14 protein-coding genes and 2 pseudogenes are annotated in these 16,281 nt (G+C 72.6%); 9 read left to right on the top strand and 7 right to left on the bottom strand.

The window, feature by feature from the left end:
• Window positions 1-159: 159 nt before the first annotated feature.
• Together ACIQU6_RS32605 and ACIQU6_RS32600 are read left to right on the top strand one after the other, a co-directional pair.
• Window positions 160-903: a TetR/AcrR family transcriptional regulator gene (locus ACIQU6_RS32605; protein ID WP_403485329.1), complete on the top strand. Its 744-nt coding sequence runs from the start codon at window positions 160-162 to the stop codon at window positions 901-903.
• 49 nt (window positions 904-952) lie between these two features.
• Window positions 953-2,098, top strand: coding sequence for an FAD-dependent oxidoreductase (locus tag ACIQU6_RS32600; protein ID WP_403485328.1), 1,146 nt, complete (start codon window positions 953-955; stop codon window positions 2,096-2,098).
• Window positions 2,099-2,227: 129 nt separating this feature from the next.
• Here ACIQU6_RS32600 and ACIQU6_RS32595 read toward each other — a convergent pair whose 3' ends face one another.
• The 3 genes from ACIQU6_RS32595 to ACIQU6_RS32585 all read right to left on the bottom strand — a co-directional run bounded on the left by ACIQU6_RS32595 (window position 2,228) and on the right by ACIQU6_RS32585 (window position 4,131).
• Window positions 2,228-2,602: a hypothetical protein gene (locus ACIQU6_RS32595; protein WP_403485327.1), complete on the bottom strand. Its 375-nt coding sequence runs from the start codon at window positions 2,600-2,602 to the stop codon at window positions 2,228-2,230.
• A gap of 145 nt (window positions 2,603-2,747) precedes the next feature.
• Window positions 2,748-3,494: a VC0807 family protein gene (locus ACIQU6_RS32590; protein ID WP_403485326.1), complete on the bottom strand. Its 747-nt coding sequence runs from the start codon at window positions 3,492-3,494 to the stop codon at window positions 2,748-2,750.
• 199 nt (window positions 3,495-3,693) lie between these two features.
• On the bottom strand, window positions 3,694-4,131 hold the full coding sequence (locus tag ACIQU6_RS32585; RefSeq protein WP_403485325.1) for a MarR family winged helix-turn-helix transcriptional regulator: 438 nt from the start codon (window positions 4,129-4,131) through the stop codon (window positions 3,694-3,696).
• 154 nt (window positions 4,132-4,285) lie between these two features.
• On the opposite strand from ACIQU6_RS32585, the gene ACIQU6_RS32580 reads away from it, so the two are divergent.
• From ACIQU6_RS32580 to ACIQU6_RS32570, 3 genes are all read left to right on the top strand, one after another.
• The gene (locus tag ACIQU6_RS32580) at window positions 4,286-4,555 is read left to right on the top strand and encodes a GlsB/YeaQ/YmgE family stress response membrane protein (protein WP_274917703.1); all 270 of its coding nucleotides are present in this window, start codon (window positions 4,286-4,288) and stop codon (window positions 4,553-4,555) included.
• Window positions 4,556-4,825: 270 nt separating this feature from the next.
• Window positions 4,826-6,829, top strand: a complete 2,004-nt coding sequence (locus ACIQU6_RS32575; RefSeq protein ID WP_403485324.1) for a GTP-binding protein — start codon at window positions 4,826-4,828, stop codon at window positions 6,827-6,829.
• A gap of 157 nt (window positions 6,830-6,986) precedes the next feature.
• The gene (locus ACIQU6_RS32570; protein WP_403485364.1) at window positions 6,987-9,203 is read left to right on the top strand and encodes a HelD family protein; all 2,217 of its coding nucleotides are present in this window, start codon (window positions 6,987-6,989) and stop codon (window positions 9,201-9,203) included.
• Window positions 9,204-9,276: 73 nt separating this feature from the next.
• Here ACIQU6_RS32570 and ACIQU6_RS32565 read toward each other — a convergent pair whose 3' ends face one another.
• Window positions 9,277-10,236, bottom strand: a complete 960-nt coding sequence (locus ACIQU6_RS32565) for an LAETG motif-containing sortase-dependent surface protein (RefSeq protein ID WP_403485323.1) — start codon at window positions 10,234-10,236, stop codon at window positions 9,277-9,279.
• 155 nt (window positions 10,237-10,391) lie between these two features.
• Here ACIQU6_RS32565 and ACIQU6_RS32560 point away from each other — a divergent pair, with 155 nt between their 5' ends.
• Window positions 10,392-10,802 (top strand): hypothetical protein, encoded by a 411-nt coding sequence (locus tag ACIQU6_RS32560; protein ID WP_403485322.1) that lies wholly within the window; start codon window positions 10,392-10,394, stop codon window positions 10,800-10,802.
• Window positions 10,803-10,859: 57 nt separating this feature from the next.
• Here ACIQU6_RS32560 and ACIQU6_RS32555 read toward each other — a convergent pair.
• Window positions 10,860-11,398 (bottom strand): annotated as a pseudogene (locus tag ACIQU6_RS32555) (AAA family ATPase).
• 116 nt (window positions 11,399-11,514) lie between these two features.
• Here ACIQU6_RS32555 and ACIQU6_RS32550 point away from each other — a divergent pair.
• A complete protein-coding gene (locus ACIQU6_RS32550; protein WP_403485321.1) occupies window positions 11,515-12,228 on the top strand; it encodes a hypothetical protein in 714 nt (237 codons plus the stop codon).
• A gap of 145 nt (window positions 12,229-12,373) precedes the next feature.
• Window positions 12,374-13,234: a DUF2127 domain-containing protein gene (locus ACIQU6_RS32545; RefSeq protein ID WP_403485320.1), complete on the top strand. Its 861-nt coding sequence runs from the start codon at window positions 12,374-12,376 to the stop codon at window positions 13,232-13,234.
• A 90-nt stretch (window positions 13,235-13,324) separates the two neighbouring features.
• Here ACIQU6_RS32545 and ACIQU6_RS32540 read toward each other — a convergent pair whose 3' ends face one another.
• Together ACIQU6_RS32540 and ACIQU6_RS32535 are read right to left on the bottom strand one after the other, a co-directional pair.
• Complete coding sequence (locus tag ACIQU6_RS32540; RefSeq protein ID WP_403485319.1) at window positions 13,325-14,683, bottom strand: alkaline phosphatase; 1,359 nt, start codon at window positions 14,681-14,683, stop codon at window positions 13,325-13,327.
• Between the two features lie 221 nt (window positions 14,684-14,904).
• Window positions 14,905-15,576, bottom strand: coding sequence for a nucleotidyltransferase domain-containing protein (locus tag ACIQU6_RS32535; protein WP_403485363.1), 672 nt, complete (start codon window positions 15,574-15,576; stop codon window positions 14,905-14,907).
• A gap of 201 nt (window positions 15,577-15,777) precedes the next feature.
• Here ACIQU6_RS32535 and ACIQU6_RS32530 point away from each other — a divergent pair.
• A pseudogene (locus ACIQU6_RS32530) lies at window positions 15,778-16,281 on the top strand (two-component sensor histidine kinase); the annotation flags it as partial.

Genomic DNA, 16,281 nt, shown 5'->3' with positions numbered 1-16,281 from the left:
CGGCGGGCGCGGAAGCAGCGCCAACGGTAGCGGGGCGGGGATCCGGACCGCCTACCCAATTCCTCCCGTCTCACCACCCCCGACCTCACCCCCGCCACCAGCGACGAACACGTTCGTAACGAACTTGTTCGCCACGAACATGTTCGTTACCGTGAAGACATGCCCACCACGCCAGGCCCCACCGCACCGCGCTCAGCCGGGAGCACCGAATCCCCGGCACCCCGCGGCCGCCGCGAGCGCCCCGCCAAGCCCGCCCTGACCCGCGAGGGGATCATCGCGACCGCGGTCGCACTGATGCGGAGCGAGGGCCTGGGGCGGGTGACCATGCGACGCCTGGCCAAGGAACTGGACACCGGCCCGGCCTCGCTCTACGTGTACGTGGCCCACACCGCCGAACTACACGCGGCCGTCCTGGACGAGCTGTTGGGCGAGGTCGACCTCCGGCCGGCCCGCGCCAAGGGCGACTGGCGCGAGCGACTGGTCCGCATCCTGGCGTCCTACACAGAGGTGCTGTTCGCACACCCCGAACTGGCCCGCTCGGCGATGGTCACCCGCCTCTCGGGACCGCACTATCTGCGACTGGTCGAGACCGTCCTGACCCTGCTCGCCGAGGGCGGCGTCGCCGACGACCGGGCCGCCTGGGGCGTGGACGCGCTCCTCCTGCTCGGCACCGCGACGGCCGCCGAGCAGTCCACCCGCGACGCCGCACCCCACGCCCAGGACGAGCACAACGCCCTGATGACCGCGGTGCACGGCGCCTCCGCCCAGGCGTTCCCCCGACTCAACGCACTCGGCCCCGAACTGTTCACCAGCACCGGAGAAGCCCGCCTGGCCTGGGGCTTCCACGCCCTGATCAACGGAATGCCGGCCACCGCCCGATCGGACCGCCCCCAGACCACCTGACCGCCCCGCAGCGTCCCGGGGCCCGCGCCACCCGCAAGGAGCCCACCCCATGACCACCCCCGCGACCACCCACCACCCCCTCGCCGTCATCGGCGGCGGCCTCGGCGGCCTGACCCTCGCCCGCGTCCTCCAGGTACACGGCATCGAGGCCACCGTCTTCGACCTGGAGGCGTCGCCGGACGCCCGCACCCAGGGCGGCATGCTCGACATCCACGAGGACTCCGGCCAGGCAGCGCTGCGGGCGGCCGGCCTCCACGACGACTTCCGCGCCCTGGTGCACGCCGGCGGGGAGGCCCTCCGCATCCTCGACCCGCACGGCACGGTCCGCCTGGCCGAGGAGGACGACGGCGACGGCACCCGCCCCGAAGTGGACCGCGGCCGACTCCGCGACCTCCTCCTGAACTCCCTCCCGCACGGCACGGTGCAGTGGGGCAAGAAGGCCCTCGCCGCCCGCGCACTGCCCGACGGCCGCCACGAGGTCGCCTTCGCCGACGGCACCGCCCTCACCACCGACCTCCTCATAGGCGCCGACGGCGCCTGGTCCCGCGTGCGCCCCCTGCTCTCCCCCGCCCAACCCGCCTACACCGGCATCTCCTTCGTCGAGACCGATCTCCTGGACGCCGACGCCCGCCACCCGGCCAGCGCCGCCCTGATCGGCGACGGCTTCTTCATCTGCCTGGGCGCGGAAAAGGGGATGCTCGCGCACCGCGAGACCGACGGCAGCCTGCACGTCTACACCGCGGTCAAGGCCCCCGAGGACTGGCTCGACACCATCGACTTCACCGCCCCGGACACCGCCAAGCGCACCCTCCTCGCGCACTTCACGGACTGGGACGGAAGCCTGCGCCGACTGGTCGCGGACGCGGACGGCGCACTCGTCCCGCGCCGCATCCACGCCCTGCCCGTCGACCACCGCTGGCCCCGCACCCCCGGAGTGACGCTGCTGGGCGACGCCGCGCACCTGATGTCACCGTTCGCCGGCGAGGGCGCCAACCTCGCCATGCTGGACGGCGCCGAACTCGGCCAGGCACTCGCCGCCCACCCGCACGACGCCGAAACCGCCCTGGCCAGCTACGAAAAGGCCCTCTTCCCCCGCAGCGCCGCCTCCGCCGCCGAGTCCCACGCCAACCTGACCCTGATGTTCGGCGACGCCGCACTGGACCGCCTACTGGACCAGTTCACCGCCCGCACGTAGAGGCACGGCCCCGCCCGCCCGGTTCCTGGGCCGGGCGGAGTTGCAACTCCTCCGAACCACAAGGGAGTTGAGCATGCGCCGGCGGGACGGCATCCCACCGGCGCTCCCCCGTCCCGCCACGCCCGCGGCTCAGTCGGCGTCGACGCGCAGGGAGGAGAAGCGCACCTTCTGGTGCTTGCCCGAGCCGAGGTTGGCGACCGGCACCCCGCCGCAGTGCGCCTTGGGGTAGAAGTGGGCGGTCTTGCCGACCAGCGAGAGGTTGGCGGCGAGGCCGTCGCCCTTGACCGTGTAGCAATGGCCGGGCTCGGGCTGGCTCAGGCTGGCCTTCTTCCCGGTCGGGGTGGTGTAGAGGAGCATGCCCAGGTCGGCGGCGTCGGCGGCCGCCGCGGTGCCCAGGACCGCGCCGGCGGCGAGCACCACGGCCACGGCCGCCCGGCCCCGGGCGAACGCGCGCCCGCGTTCACGACCACGGACCGGGGCGGTTCCACGTGCTACGGAGTTCATGACTGGCTCCAGTTGAGGGAGAGCGGATTGTCGACCGGTCCAACGACGCACCGGCCACCCCGTGACGCCGCCCACCCCAACTCCTATCCTCCTCACCCCTGCCGACGGGGCCACCTTGCCGGCACGCCCCGCCCCGCACATGGCCTCACGCCCGCACGGCGCCCTCCGCGGCCCGGGCCTGCCCGTCGGCCGCCGCCGTCCCCGTGCCCGCCCCCGGAGGCGCTGTCCCCTCCCCGGCCCGAGCCCCCGCGCCGAACAGCGGGATGCCGTACCGCCTACGGAAGACGCGGCTGCGGCGCACCGTCAGCGCCACCACCGCGGCGAGGATGCCGAGGGACTGGAACCGCCCGATCACCGGCACCACATCGACCGGCAGCGTGCAGGCCGCCACCGCGCTCAGCGCGGCATCGAGCATCTGGGAACCGCCCCACAGGAGCGTCAACCCCCGCAACGCGGTCCGGAACGCGGGAAGTTCACGCCAGGCGCGGTCCGCAACCGCCTCCCCGGCCGGCCCCCGCAACCGGCGGCCGAAGTGGAACGCGAAGGGCCGGGCCGCCAGCAGCGTGCCCAGGAGCCACAGCCCGAGAACGACGGGGATGGCCACGTCCTTCAGCAGCAGCATCCGCGGACTGCCGTTGACCGCCGACAGGCCCGCGGAAACCACCAACAGCCCGGCCACGACCAGATCGAAGACCTCGACGCGCCGCCGCACCACGGCCGCGCCCAACGCGTGCGCCGTGGGCACCGCACCGCTCAGCAGCAGCGCCTGCCACTGCGCGACGTCCTGCGCCCGCAGCACGTAGTACAGGCCCAGCGGCAGCACAAGGTTGACGGTCAGCGATACGCACACGGCGCGTAACGGGTGCGCCTCGCGCGTCCGAACGGATTTCACGGCGGCCTCCAGCGGTCCGGCGCCGGTCGCTCCGGCACCACGGTGATCCGTCTACGACGCTAGAAGCCGCACGGGTGGAGGCGCATCGACCCCCGGGCCGGACCCGTCGGGCCCGCTCTCCACCCACCCCCTCCACCGCCAGGTGGAGGACCGGCCTGCGCGCCGTCCCAACTCCGTTACGGAAACGCCGCGTTCGGCGTCAGAAGCTGTCGCCCAGGCGCTCGATGAGGGGGGCCGCCGCCTTCAGCGTGTCCAACTCCGCCTCCGTGAACCGCTCCCGCAGGGCCTGCGCCACCTGCTTGGACCGGGCGTCCCGCTTGTGCCGCAGCACCTCGAAGCCGGCCTCGGTCACGGACATGATGATCCGCCGGCCGTCGTGGGGGTCGCGCCGCCGCTCGACCAGGCCGCGCTCCTCCAACCCGCCGAGCGTGGTCCCCATCGCCTGGGACGTGATCTGCTCGGCCCGCGCCAGCTCGGCCGCCGTGGTCGGGCCGCCCCGGTCCAGGCGCGACAACGCGGCGCGCTCGGGCAACGTGAGCTCGCCGGGCGCCTGGAGTTGACGCAGCCGGCGGGCCAGCAGGCCGATGCTTCCGTAGAGCGCACCGGCCAGATCGTCGACGTCCGAGCTATGAGTCATGTTCATAAGCCTAGGTTGAGCAACCTGGCCAATCAACCGACGTTGATCGTCGCCCGTCACACGTTCGCCGTAAGCCCGGGTGAAAGAACCGCGGGCGACCACGAGTCTTTACGCATCGACCGGCCTTGACTGGCCTTGAGGAGAGGGTGCGGACATGGGAATCATCGCGTGGGCCCTGATCGGCCTCTGTGCCGGAGCCATCGCAAAGGCCCTGATGCCCGGGAAGGACCCCGGCGGTTGTTTGATCACCATGCTGATCGGCATCGCCGGCGGCCTGCTGGGCGGCTGGCTCGGCAAGGTGATCTTCGGGGTGCACTCGATCAACGGCTTCTTCCACCTCTCGACGTGGCTCGCCGCCATCGTCGGCTCCCTGATCGTCCTCCTCCTGTACCGCTTCACCCTGGGACGGAACCGCGAGCACTGACCGGCACCACCAGCACCGACCTGGGCAGCGAGCGCCGACCGACGCGACGAGCGACGAACGAACCGGCACACCGACGAACGCGGCAGGGGCCGGAGGGGCAGCTCCCTCCGGCCCCTTCGCGCGCCGCCGAAAACCAGTTGCCCGAACCGTCCGAAGTCCACAGGCTGGTCCCCGTCGTTCCCCCACAGAGCAGGAGAACCCCCGTGCGCCGATTCCTCGAAAACCCCCAGCGCCCCTACCGGACGGTGAATTTCGAGGACTTCGACCCCCATGCACATCAAGCACACCCCGAACATCGAGCACACCCTGAACATCGGCATCCTCGCGCACGTCGACGCGGGTAAGACCAGCCTGACCGAGCGTCTGCTGTTCGAGACCGGAGCGATCGACCGGCTCGGCAGCGTCGATGCCGGCGACACCCAGACCGACACCGGAGCCATCGAGCGGCAGCGCGGGATCACCGTGCGCTCGGCGGTGGCCTCCTTCGCCGTCGGCAGCACGCAGATCAACCTCATCGACACCCCCGGTCACGCCGACTTCGTGGCCGAGGTGGAGCGCGTCCTCGGCGTCCTGGACGGCGCCGTGCTGGTGCTCTCCGCCGTCGAGGGGGTCCAGGCCCACGCCCGCGTCCTGATGCGGACGCTGCGCGAACTGCGGCTGCCGGTGGTGCTCTTCGTCAACAAGATCGACCGGCGCGGCGCCCGCGGCGACGCCCTGCTGGCCGACGTCCGGCGGAAGTTGGCCCCGCACCTCGTGCCCATGACGGCGGTCCGGGACCTCGGCACGCCGTCCGCCCGCGCGCTCCCATACGCGCTGGACGCCGAGCCCACGTTCCGCGACCGGGTCGCCGAGGCGCTCGCCGAAACCGATGACGCGCTGCTCGCCCGCGTCGTGGACGGCCCGTTCCCGTCTGCCGACGAGTTGCGCACCGCGCTCGCCGCGCAGGTCCGCGCCGGCCGGGTCCACCCCGTCTACTGCGGCTCGGCCCGCAGCGGCCAGGGCGTCCGCGCGCTCGTCGACGGCCTCACGGAGTTGCTGCGCCCCGCGCCCACCGGCAACGGCCCCGAACCGGCCGCCGCGACGCCCCCGCGGGGCACCGTCTTCGCCGTCGAGCGCGCGGCGTCCGGCAAGAAGACCGCATACCTGCGCCTGTTCTCCGGAACCCTGGCCGCGCGCCAACGCGTGACCCTGCACCGCCACCGCCCCGACGGCACGCGCCTGACACACACCGGCCAGATCACCTCCCTGCACGTCGTCGGACGCCCGACAAACGGCGCCAACTCCCCTGATTCGACACGCCAATTGACTGCTGGCGAGATCGGCAGGCTCACCGGTCTGACGGAGGCCCGGGTCGGCGACCGGCTGTCCGACCCCACCGGCCGGGACGACGGCCCCCGCCCGCCGCACTTCCGCGCCCCGACCCTCCGCACGCTCGTCCGCCCCCGGAACGCGGCGCCCGGCGCGGCATCCCGGCTGCACGCGGCGCTGCAGCGCCTCGCCGAACAGGACCCGCTCATCCACGCCAACGCCGAGCCCGACGGCGCCACCTCCGTACTGCTCTACGGCGAGGTCCAGAAGGAGATCCTCGCGGCAACGCTGGTCAACGACTTCGGGATCGAGGCGGTCTTCGAACCCAGCCGGACCGTCCGCCTGGAACGCCCCGCCGGCACCGCCGAGGCGCACGAGGAAATCGGGCGCCGGGCCCCGAGCCCGAGCGGTTTCTGGGCCACCGTCGGATTGCGCGTCGAGCCCACACCGCGGAATACCGGCATCGCCTTCCGCTACGAAACCGAACTGGGCGCGCTCCCCCGCGCCTTCCACGTGGCGATCGAGGAGACCGTGCACACCGCGCTCCGCACCGGCCCGCACGGCTGGGCGGTCACCGATTGCACGGTCACCCTCACCCGCTCCGGATTCGTCGGCCCGCTGAGCACGGCGGGCGATTTCCGGGGCCTGACCCCGGTGGTACTCGCCCGCGCCCTGGCGCGCGCCGGCACCCACGTCTACGAGCCGTGCCACGCCTTCGACGTGGACATCCCGCTGGACGCCCTCCCGGCCGTGACCTCCTGCCTGGCCGCGTTGGGCGCCGACATCGAGGAGACCGCCGGCGGTACGTCGTCATGGCTGGTCAAGGGCGTCATCCCGGCCGGCCGGGTGCGCGCCGCCGAGCTCCGGCTGCCCGGCCTGACGCACGGTGAGGCCCTGTGGTGGTCCCGACCCAGCGGCGACCGGCCGGTCGGTCGCGACACCGCCGCTCCCCGCTCGACGGAATAAACAAGAAATCCCCGACGCAGCTCTCTGCGATCGGGGATTGACAGGTGGGGTAATTCTCCGCGTATATTGAGCGTTTGCATATCGCGAAGAAGAATTAACCACTCAAACTCACTGCTGCACAGGATATTCGAGCGGAGCTGAATTGTCAAACGAGGAATTGCGTAAGGAGCAGGAATTCATCGACCTGCTCCACGAACGCCTCGACGCCCTGCGGTCCGGGGCACAGGACGCACTGGAACGGGCCCTGCCGCAAGCGGAGGGCACCTTCCAGGCGCGGCTGGAGCGGGACGTGATGGTCGCCGAACAGGCCGAGCTGCTGGCCGGTTTCGAGGCCGGGGAACACGGGCTGTGCTTCGGCCGGCTGGCGTTCCGGGACGGCCGCGACCACCACATCGGCCGCATCGGCATCCGCCGGGACGACGCCGACCACACTCCGCTGGTCATCGACTGGCGGGCCGACGTCGCCCGCCCCTTCTACCTCGCCACCGGACACACCCCGATGGGCCTGCGGCGCCGGCGCCACCTGACCACCGAGGGCCGCCGGGTGACCGCACTGCACGACGAGATCCTGGACCTCGCCGACTCCCAACGCACCGGCCACGAGGACGCGGACGCCATCCTGCTGGCCTCCCTGGACGCGGCACGCACCGGCCGGATGCACGACATCGTGCAGACCATCCAGGCCGACCAGGACCGCATCATCCGCGCCTCGCACCACGGCGTGCTCGTCGTCGAGGGCGGCCCGGGCACCGGCAAGACCGTCGTGGCACTGCACCGGGCCGCGTACCTGCTGTACGCGCACCGCGAACAGCTCGCCCGCCGCGCGGTGTTGATCGTCGGCCCCAACCCGGCGTTCCTCGGCTACATCGGTCAGGTGCTGCCCTCGCTCGGCGAGACCGGCGTGCTGCTGGCGACGCCCGGCGAGCTGTTCCCCGGCGTGACCGCGACCGGCGTCGACACACCCCGCGCCGCCGAGGTCAAGGGCAACCTCGCGACAGCAGAGGCCCTCGCACGGTTCGTGGCCGACCGGCAGAGCCTCCCCGAGCCCACCCTCGTCATCGCGCACGACGACGGCGAACTGCACCTGGACGCGGAGATCGCCGCGGCGGCCCGGCAACGCGCCCGCGCCACCCGGCTGCCGCACAACCTCGCGCGCCCGCACTTCGCGTTCCAGGTGATCGACGCGCTCACCGCCCAACTCGCCGAGCGGATCGGCGCCGACCCCTACGGCGGCCCGAACCTCCTCGGCCCGGACGACCTCGCCCAGCTCGGCAAGGCCGTCGCCACCAGCCGCGAAGTCCACGACGCCATCGAGGAGTTGTGGCCGACGCTCACCCCGCAGCGGCTCGTGGCCGACTTCCTGGCCGATCCGGTCCACCTCCCCGACGCCGACGCCGAGGCGATCCGCCGCACCGGCGGCGACTGGACCCCGGCGGACGTCCCGCTGCTGGACGAGGCGGCCGAACTCCTCGGCGACGACGACTCGGCCGCCCGGGCCGCCGCCGAGGCCGAACGCCAGGAGCGCATCGCGTACGCCCAGGGCGTGCTGGACCTCTCCTACGGTTCGCGCACCCAGGAGTTCGAGGACAAGGACGACGAGGACTCGGAGGTGCTGGCCGCGCACGACCTGATCGACGCGGACCGGCTCGCCGAGCGCCAGGAGGAGGCCGACCACCGCAGCGCCGCCGAACGCGCCGCGGCCGACCGCACCTGGGCCTTCGGCCACATCATCGTCGACGAGGCGCAGGAACTCTCGCCGATGCTCTGGCGGTTGCTGATGCGTCGCTGCCCGACCCGCTCGATGACGCTGGTCGGCGACCCCGCGCAGACCTCGGAACCGGGCGGCTGCGGCTCCTGGGAGACCATCCTCGCGCCCTACCTGGAGGACCGCTGGGAGCACGTCCGGCTCGGCGTCAACTACCGCACGCCGACCGAGATCATGACGGCCGCGGCGGAGGTCCCCCGGGCCACCGACCCGTCGTTCGTGCCGCCCACCTCGATCCGCTCCACCGGGGTCCCGCCGTGGGCCCACCGCACCGACGACCTGCCGGCGGCGGTGGCGGAGGCGGTGGCCCGCGAGACGCGGCGCGACGGCCGGGGCCGGCTCGCCGTCATCGCCCCGCCCGAGCGCCGCGCCGAACTGGCGGCCGCCCTGCCGACCGCGTCCGCCGGTCCCGTGCCCGACCTGACCAGCCCGGTGGTGCTCCTCGACCCGCGCCAGGCCAAGGGGTTGGAGTTCGACACCGTACTGGTCGCCGAGCCGGCGGAGTTCGGGACCAGCGACCTCTACGTCGCGCTCACCAGGGCGACCCAGCGGCTGGGCGTGCTCCACACCGGCACGCTGCCCGAGGGCCTGGCCACACTGGCGGACTGACCCCCGGCGCGCCAACGGCGCGACGACGCGCGGGCCTCGCCGTACGGGTGGACGGCGAGGCCCGCGCGGCGCGTCAGTCCTGGCGCGCGGTGCGGCGACGGGCCGCCAGCACGAGCCCCGCGCCGGCGGTGAGGGCGACGGCCGAGCCGCCGACGGCCCACGGGGTGGCCGATCCGGCGCCGGTGGCGGCCAGTTCATGCCCGCCGGCCGCGGGGACCGGGCCGGCATCCGACGCGGACGCGGGCCGGACGCCGTCGGCACGGGCGTCGGCCGCCGGCTTACCGCTCTCCCCCTCGGGCTTCGGGGCGGGCTTCCGCTTGCCGGCCTCCTCCTCGGCCTTCCGCTTCGCCTCCGCTTCCCGCGCCTCCTGCGCTGCCTTCTCCTTCTGCTTCTCCTGCTCCTTACGCTCGGCCTCGGCCGCCTCGTCCTGGGCGCGGGCCTCGTACTGGCCGACCTCCAGGAAGTGGCGGACGTCCGCCGGCGTACCGTCCAGCGCCTTCGTCCCGGCCGCCTTCACCTCGGGCCCGCCGACGCTCATGACCTGCATGGCCCGCACCCGGTCATCCGTCGCCTGCGCCGCACGCCAGCCGGACGCCAGGAAGCGCACCCGCTCCTCGGCCGTGCCGTGCAACGCCCGCAGCCCGGCCCCGCGGACCGAAGGCCCCGACGTGTCACGCGCGATGATCTGCGCGACCGCCACCCGGTTGTCCTCGTCCCGCTCCTTGTACTGCCCGACCTCAAGGAAGTGCCGCATGGCCGCGGGCCCACCGTCGAGCGCCTCCTGGGCCGCGGACCGCAGCCCCACGCCGCTCTTGTCGTCCGCCAGGATCCGCCGGATCGCCGCCCGGTCGCGCTCGGCGGCCGTCGAGTCGCCGTCCCCTGCCGGCTCATCGGGCGTGGCCGACGACGCCGGGTCCGGCGCGGTGGCGGCCGGCGACGCGGCGTGGTCGGCAGCGACCGCCGGCGACGAGAACACCACGGCCGGCGCCATCGCGGCAGCAGCGACAACGGCGGAAACTCGGCTCAACTTCACGCAGTGCACCCACTTCTCCAAGAAATACCCAAAACTGTCTCCCGCAGGGTAAAGGAGACGTAAGGTGGTGTGATCATCCGGGTAGCCACCTGATGCGGCGGCTTCCACCACGTCGGATGCCCAAGCCCATCGAAAAGGCCACGGAGGAGAAAAGGATGACCCGCCACAACCGTCGCACCCTGCACGCCGCGCTCATCGGCGCCCTCGCGGTGACCTCGCTGGGCATCACCGCGGTACCGGCCTCGGCCAAGTCGTCCCTGACCTTCGCCGCCGGTCCGCGCTCGGTCGGCCGGGGCGGGCTCGTCCACGCCACCGGCAAGGCGACCGACGACAACGCGTCGTACAACAAGGTCTGCGTGCAACGGCGTTGGGGCACCGGTGCCTGGCGCACCGTGAAGTGCTCCAAGCCCGTGCGCCACGCCGGCGGCACCGTCAACACCGGCGTGCGCGCCGCGCTGCGCGGTCACCTCTACCTGCGCGCGGTCCTCTTCGAGGGCCGCTCCCCCAACGACAAGCACCCCCGCACCCACTCGGTCTCCCGTACCGTCACGGTCACCGTGCACTGACGCCCGGGACCCGCCCCCTACGGCGCGACTTCACACCAGCCCCTCACCCTCCCCCACTCAACTCTCCAACGGCGGGAGCGCGGCCAGGCCGGTGTCCGACATGATGCGCCGCACCCTGTCGGCGAGCGCGTGTCGGGGCCGATGACGCCTTCGACAGGCTCACCGAGCAGGTCCAACTCCCGGTACCAGCCGCGCATTTCGGCCTCGCCGCACTCGAACGCCTGGGGCTTGGTGGCGTGCCGGCGCAGCGTCTTCTCGAAGGGCACGTGCAGGTAGTAACAGTGCGTCGGGCCGCGGTGGTCGGCGCACAGTCGTCGGAGCATGGCACCGTAGTGGGCCGCGTGGAGGATGCCTTCGACGAGGACGTGGTAGCCGGCGTCGAGGGCGTACCGGGCAACGGCTTCGATCAGGCCGACGTTGGCCGCGTCGGGCCGGTCGCGCTCGCGGAGGACCACGCGCCGGAGGTTGTCCTGGCCGACCAGCGCCAGTCCGCGACCGAAGCTCCGCCGGATCTCGGCCGCCACCGTCGACTTCCCGGAGGCGCTGTTCCCGCGCGGCACCACCAGCCGGGTCTCCGCAGTACCCACCCTCGCCATCCCGCCACGCCACCCGGCCGCGACTGGCCGTTGCAGGCAGCCAGTTGACCGCACGGAAGCGCGCGCGAATCGAACATATTTACGCACTCACGCCCCCGACATGGGACAATCGCCCCATGTCGGTTTCTATCGAGGTTCACCGGGAGCGCGGGACGACTGCTGAGCGCCGGATCGAGGAGCACTGGGCGGACGAGCGCACGTGCACCGTGGTGGTGGCGCGGGAGGCGGGGGCGGTCGTCGGCTCGGTCGCGGTGGTCGACCTGGGCGCGGCGGATCCCGAGCTCCGGTTCGTGGGGGTGGTGGACGGTTCGCTGGACGTTCGGGCGCCGTTGCTGCGCGCGGCGGCGCCGGTCGTCCGGGAGGCCGGCGGACGGACGTTGCGCTGGGTCGAGGAGGGCGGGGAGTTGCCCCTGGCCGTCGCCGCCGCGCTGGAGGAGTTGGGGGCCGTCGCCGGCGACGAGGTGTACCGCTGGTGGCGGCGGGAGTTGGCGGCCACCGCGCCCGGCGCTCCCGTGAGCCGGCCGGCGGAGCGGCCGACCGCGGAGGGCGCCCCGTTCCGGGTGGCGGTCGGCGACGCCTGGTGCGATGTGGAGGTGGAGGGCGACCGGGCGGTGCTGGCCCACGACCGGCAGGAGGAGGGGACCTCCGAGGCGTTGGCGGCGCTGGTGTCGATGGCCGTGCGCCGGGTGAGCGGCGAACTCGCCGCGGTGCGGGTGGTGGAGACCTTCGTCGCGCCCGAGGACGAGGTCTACGAGACGGCGCTCGTCTCGCTCGGTTTCGCCCCCACGACGCGACGGGCGGTCGAGTACCACCTGGTGCTGCCTGGCTGAGCGCGGTCGGGCGCGCCCCGGATCGCATTGCCGGAATCGTCGCCCGAGGTGCTCCAGACTGGCCTCGGGCCGCCCGTGGTACCCACCGCAGGCACCCGAGGACAGGCACCCGAGCGCCCCTTCCCGTTCGCGACCGGAGGTATTCATGGCCGAGGAGGAGGACCGGACCGCGTCGACCCCGGCGCCCGGGACCGGCGGCGACGAGCGGCGACTACGCTACGAGCTGCTCGGCTGTGCGCTGCACGGCCATCACCTCGAAGGCGTGGGAGCGGAGCAAGTGCGGCCCGCCGACGGCCTGTTGGTCCGCGAGGACCGGGACGGGCTGCGTTGGCACCGCTGTCTGCGCTGCGATGCCTGGCTGCCGGTGACTCCCCCGCCGCACCCCGACCGCCCCCACCCGCCCGACCGCGACGAGATCACCCTCCCGCTGCGCGGCAAGCCCCTCCGCGACCGCTACGTCCTGCGGCTGATCGCGATCGACCGGCTGCTGCACTTCGTGGTGCTCGGCGCACTGGCCGCCGGCATCCTGGCCTTCGCGGACGAACGGGCGAGCCTCCAAGCACCGTTCTACCGGTTCATGGACCTGCTCCAGAACGGTCTGGGCGGGGCCGGCGGAGTCTCCGAACGCGGGCTGCTGGGCGAGGTCGCCAAGGCGTTCGCGGTGCGTTCCTCCACGTTGTGGCTGATCGGACTGGTGATCGCCGCGTACGCCCTACTGGAGGGCGTGGAGGCGGTCGGACTGTGGTTCGCCAAGCGGTGGGCGGAGTACCTGACGTTCGTCGCCACCACCGTTCTCCTGGTCCCGGAGGTCTACGAGCTGATGTCCCGGGTGACCGTCACCAAGGTCCTCACCCTGGTCATCAACCTCGCCGTGGTGGCCTATCTGCTCTTCGCCAAGCGGCTGTTCGGCATCCGCGGCGGCGGCCGCGCGGAGGCCGCCGAGCGCGAACGGGACGTCAGTTGGCACGCGTTGGAGCGGGTCCCGCCCGGCCCGCCGCGGCCCTGAACGGCGCCGCGGGCAGCGGGCAGCGGGCAGCGGGCACGACGCGTAGGGCACCGGGAGGGGGTAGCCCCCGCCCGGTGCCCTACCGCATCCTCAGCGCAGGCCCAACGCCGCACGGATGGTGGTGAACAGGTCCGTCTGGTTGGTGACGCCGAGGACCCGGTATGCCTGGGGGCCCTGGGCGGCGATCCGCACCTGGGTGCCGGTGTGTTCCTGCGACTTGCCCGGGGTGTTGGTGGAGTAGTTGACCTTCAGCTTCTGCCCCTCGTTGGTGACGAGGGTGGAGGTCAGACCGGGCGGGGTGGCCTCCAGGGGCACGATCTGACTGGTGTGGCCGTGGTCGGCGGTGGTCACCACGAGGGTGTCGGGGTGCTTGGCCGCGTAGTCGCGAGCCACCTTCACCGCACGGTCGAACGCGGCCGTCTCACCGATCTGGCCGCAGGGGTCCGCCGCATGGTCCTGCTTGTCGATCGACGCGCCCTCGATCTGGAGGAAGAAGCCCTTCTTGGCGTGCTTCTGCTTGGACTCCAGGAGCTGGATGGCCTTGCTCGCCGAGTCCGCGAGGCTCGGAGTGCCCGACGGGCGGCCGGAGTTGGTGGTGGCGCACCGCTGCGGGTCGGTCCCGCCCACGGCCGCCGGCTTGCCGGTCCACTCGGTCGGCACATTGCCCGGCGCGAACAGGCCCAGCACCGGCTTGCCCGCCTTGGCGCCCTTCAGCCCGGCGGCGTCGGTGACGACCTGGTAGCCCAACTTCTGTGCCTGCTGGGTGACGGACAGCCCCTTGTACTTCCCCTCCGTCACCTTCTGGTCGAAGCGCTGCTTGCCGCCCCCGAGCAACACATCCACCTTGTGGTCGACGGACTGCTCGGCGATCGAGCCCGGACCGCCCTTGGCGATGGTGTCGTTGGGGCACTTGGCCATGTCGCCGGGGCCCTGGCAGGAGCGGTCGGTGGCGTGCGAGGCGAGCACCGCGGGGGTGGCGTCGGTGAGTTCGGCGGTGGTGACGCTGCCGGTGGCGTAGCCCTTCTTCTGCGCCAGTTCGAGGATGGTCGGCAGGGCCCGGTCGGTGTCCGGGGTCTTGGAGATGCGGCCGTTGACGGTCTTGCGACCGGTCGCCCAACCGGAGCCGCTCGCGGCCGAGTCGGTCACGTAGTCCGGGGTGCCGTCCGCGTGCACCGCGTACGTGGTGTAGGCGCCGGTGAGCGGGAACCTGTCCATGTTCAGGCGGCCGTTGGCGCCCACCACGTAGTCGCGGGCGAGGGTGATCTCGGAGTCCCCCATGCCGTCACCGATGAGCAGGATGACGTTCTTCGCCTTGCCACCCTGGATGGCGCGCTGTGCTCGTTGCCTGGTGTCCGCGGCACCGGCCACGGTGGTCACGGCGACCCCGGCTGCGGTGGCGGCAACCAGGGCGGTGGCTGCGGCGAGGCGACGGCGGGAGGGTCTGTGCATCGAAGAGTCTCCTTGAACGATCCCGAGAACGTGGGCAATTGGCCCAACGGGACGTAAGCCCACCAGCCGACGGTGAACCGGAGATGACGCACCGACACCAACACTCCATCCGCGACGTTACGGAGCGGGTCAAGAGGGCTCCCACACACGGCGAGCGGGCTGGACCGGCGGACCGTCCGCTGCACCGGTACCGGGCACCAGCGCCCCACAGAGCCCGGCCCCTACTCCGGATCCGCCTCCGGCCCCGTCCGCAAGCGTGCAACCCAGGGATGCCCGGGTCCAGTTCCAGGTGACGCCCCGGCCGTAGCCGGCTTCCCGTACGAGCGTGTGATCGCCCCGGCCAGCCAGCGCCGTTGCCGCGGCGTGAGAACGGGCAGTGCCGCCTCGAAGTCCGTCTCGTCCTTGGGGCGCGGCGCGTTGGCCTTGTAGTAGAGCTGGATCTCGGGGGTCAGGAAGGGGACCCCCTCGGGCGAGATCATGCCCACCGCGTCGATCGGCCTGCGAACCCGGGAATCGCGTCGTGACGCCCATTCCGCTCCCGCCGACTCGTCGAGCATGACCTGGATCCGCCAGGGGCGGTCGGGGCCGGGCCGGCACCGGACGTCGTGCACCCCCGGCGGCAGTTCCTCGCCCCGCGCCCAGGGCCGCAGGCTCCCCGGCGGATCGGCGGCCCACCACTCCCAGCCGGCGAGCGCCTGTTGCACCGTCAACTGGTCGCGTCGCAGCAGCAGTACGTCAACGTCCCCATGAGGCCGCAGCTCCCGCCCCACCGCCAACTCGACCGCGAGGCCGCCGGCCACCCACCACCGGACCCCCAGCCCACCGAACCGTTCGCGGACCTCGCTCAGCGGGGCGGGTTCCCAACGGCCGAACGGCGCCTGAAGACGCCTCAGGTCGCCTCGCACGCTCACCATCCTCACCAGTTCCATACTTACTGCCGATTTACGCCGTCTTCGAGCAGTATGGGTTTCTCTCGGCAACTTCTCTCTGCCTCAGGACATCTGAGGAAGGAACAAAGGAACAGCAGTGCGCCCTCTCGTCATCCCGACGTCAGCTCCCGTGCCCGACGCGTCGGGGCACCAGGGCTGACCGCCGTGGCGACCGCTCCCCCGCCACCCGCGACGCCGGCGCCCGTCTCCCCGCACTCCACCCGGGGCCCGCTGCCCGATCCGTCGCGGCGCGCCGGACGACTGCTCCGGCTGCGTCCGACGATCCGGATGCGGCTCACGCTGCTGTACGGCGGCATGTTCCTGATGGCCGGCGTGGTCCTGCTCGCGATCATCTGCGTGCTGGCGGCCGACACCCTCAAGCAGGCCACCCCGGACTTCCGGGTCGTCGGCAGCAACCTCAAGATCAGCGACGTCAACTGCCCCGCCCTGCCGACGTCCGGCACGGTCAACGAGATCAACGCCGCGATCAGCAGTTGCGTGCGGGACCAACACGCCCTGGCGCTGGGCCAGTTCCTCAACCGTTCACTGTTGACGCTGCTGGGATTGGCGATCATGGCGTTCGCTTTTGGTTATGCGATGGCGGGGCGGGTGTTGTCGCCGTTGGGGCGGATCACGCGGACCGCGCAGCGGGTGGCGGGGTCGGATTTG

The sequence above is a fragment of the Streptomyces sp. NPDC090442 genome, assembly GCF_044769405.1.
In the GTDB taxonomy this organism is placed as follows: domain Bacteria; phylum Actinomycetota; class Actinomycetes; order Streptomycetales; family Streptomycetaceae; genus Streptomyces.
This window is presented reverse-complemented; position numbering and strand designations above follow the sequence as displayed.

Coding starts and splice junctions, on each gene's coding strand:
- ACIQU6_RS32605 (WP_403485329.1), top strand. CDS start 160: ATGCCCACCACGCCAGGCCCCACCGCACCGCGCTCAGCCGGGAGCACC.
- ACIQU6_RS32600 (WP_403485328.1), top strand. CDS start 953: ATGACCACCCCCGCGACCACCCACCACCCCCTCGCCGTCATCGGCGGC.
- ACIQU6_RS32595 (WP_403485327.1), bottom strand. CDS start 2,602: ATGAACTCCGTAGCACGTGGAACCGCCCCGGTCCGTGGTCGTGAACGC.
- ACIQU6_RS32585 (WP_403485325.1), bottom strand. CDS start 4,131: ATGACTCATAGCTCGGACGTCGACGATCTGGCCGGTGCGCTCTACGGA.
- ACIQU6_RS32580 (WP_274917703.1), top strand. CDS start 4,286: ATGGGAATCATCGCGTGGGCCCTGATCGGCCTCTGTGCCGGAGCCATC.
- ACIQU6_RS32575 (WP_403485324.1), top strand. CDS start 4,826: ATGCACATCAAGCACACCCCGAACATCGAGCACACCCTGAACATCGGC.
- ACIQU6_RS32560 (WP_403485322.1), top strand. CDS start 10,392: ATGACCCGCCACAACCGTCGCACCCTGCACGCCGCGCTCATCGGCGCC.
- ACIQU6_RS32550 (WP_403485321.1), top strand. CDS start 11,515: ATGTCGGTTTCTATCGAGGTTCACCGGGAGCGCGGGACGACTGCTGAG.
- ACIQU6_RS32545 (WP_403485320.1), top strand. CDS start 12,374: ATGGCCGAGGAGGAGGACCGGACCGCGTCGACCCCGGCGCCCGGGACC.
- ACIQU6_RS32540 (WP_403485319.1), bottom strand. CDS start 14,683: ATGCACAGACCCTCCCGCCGTCGCCTCGCCGCAGCCACCGCCCTGGTT.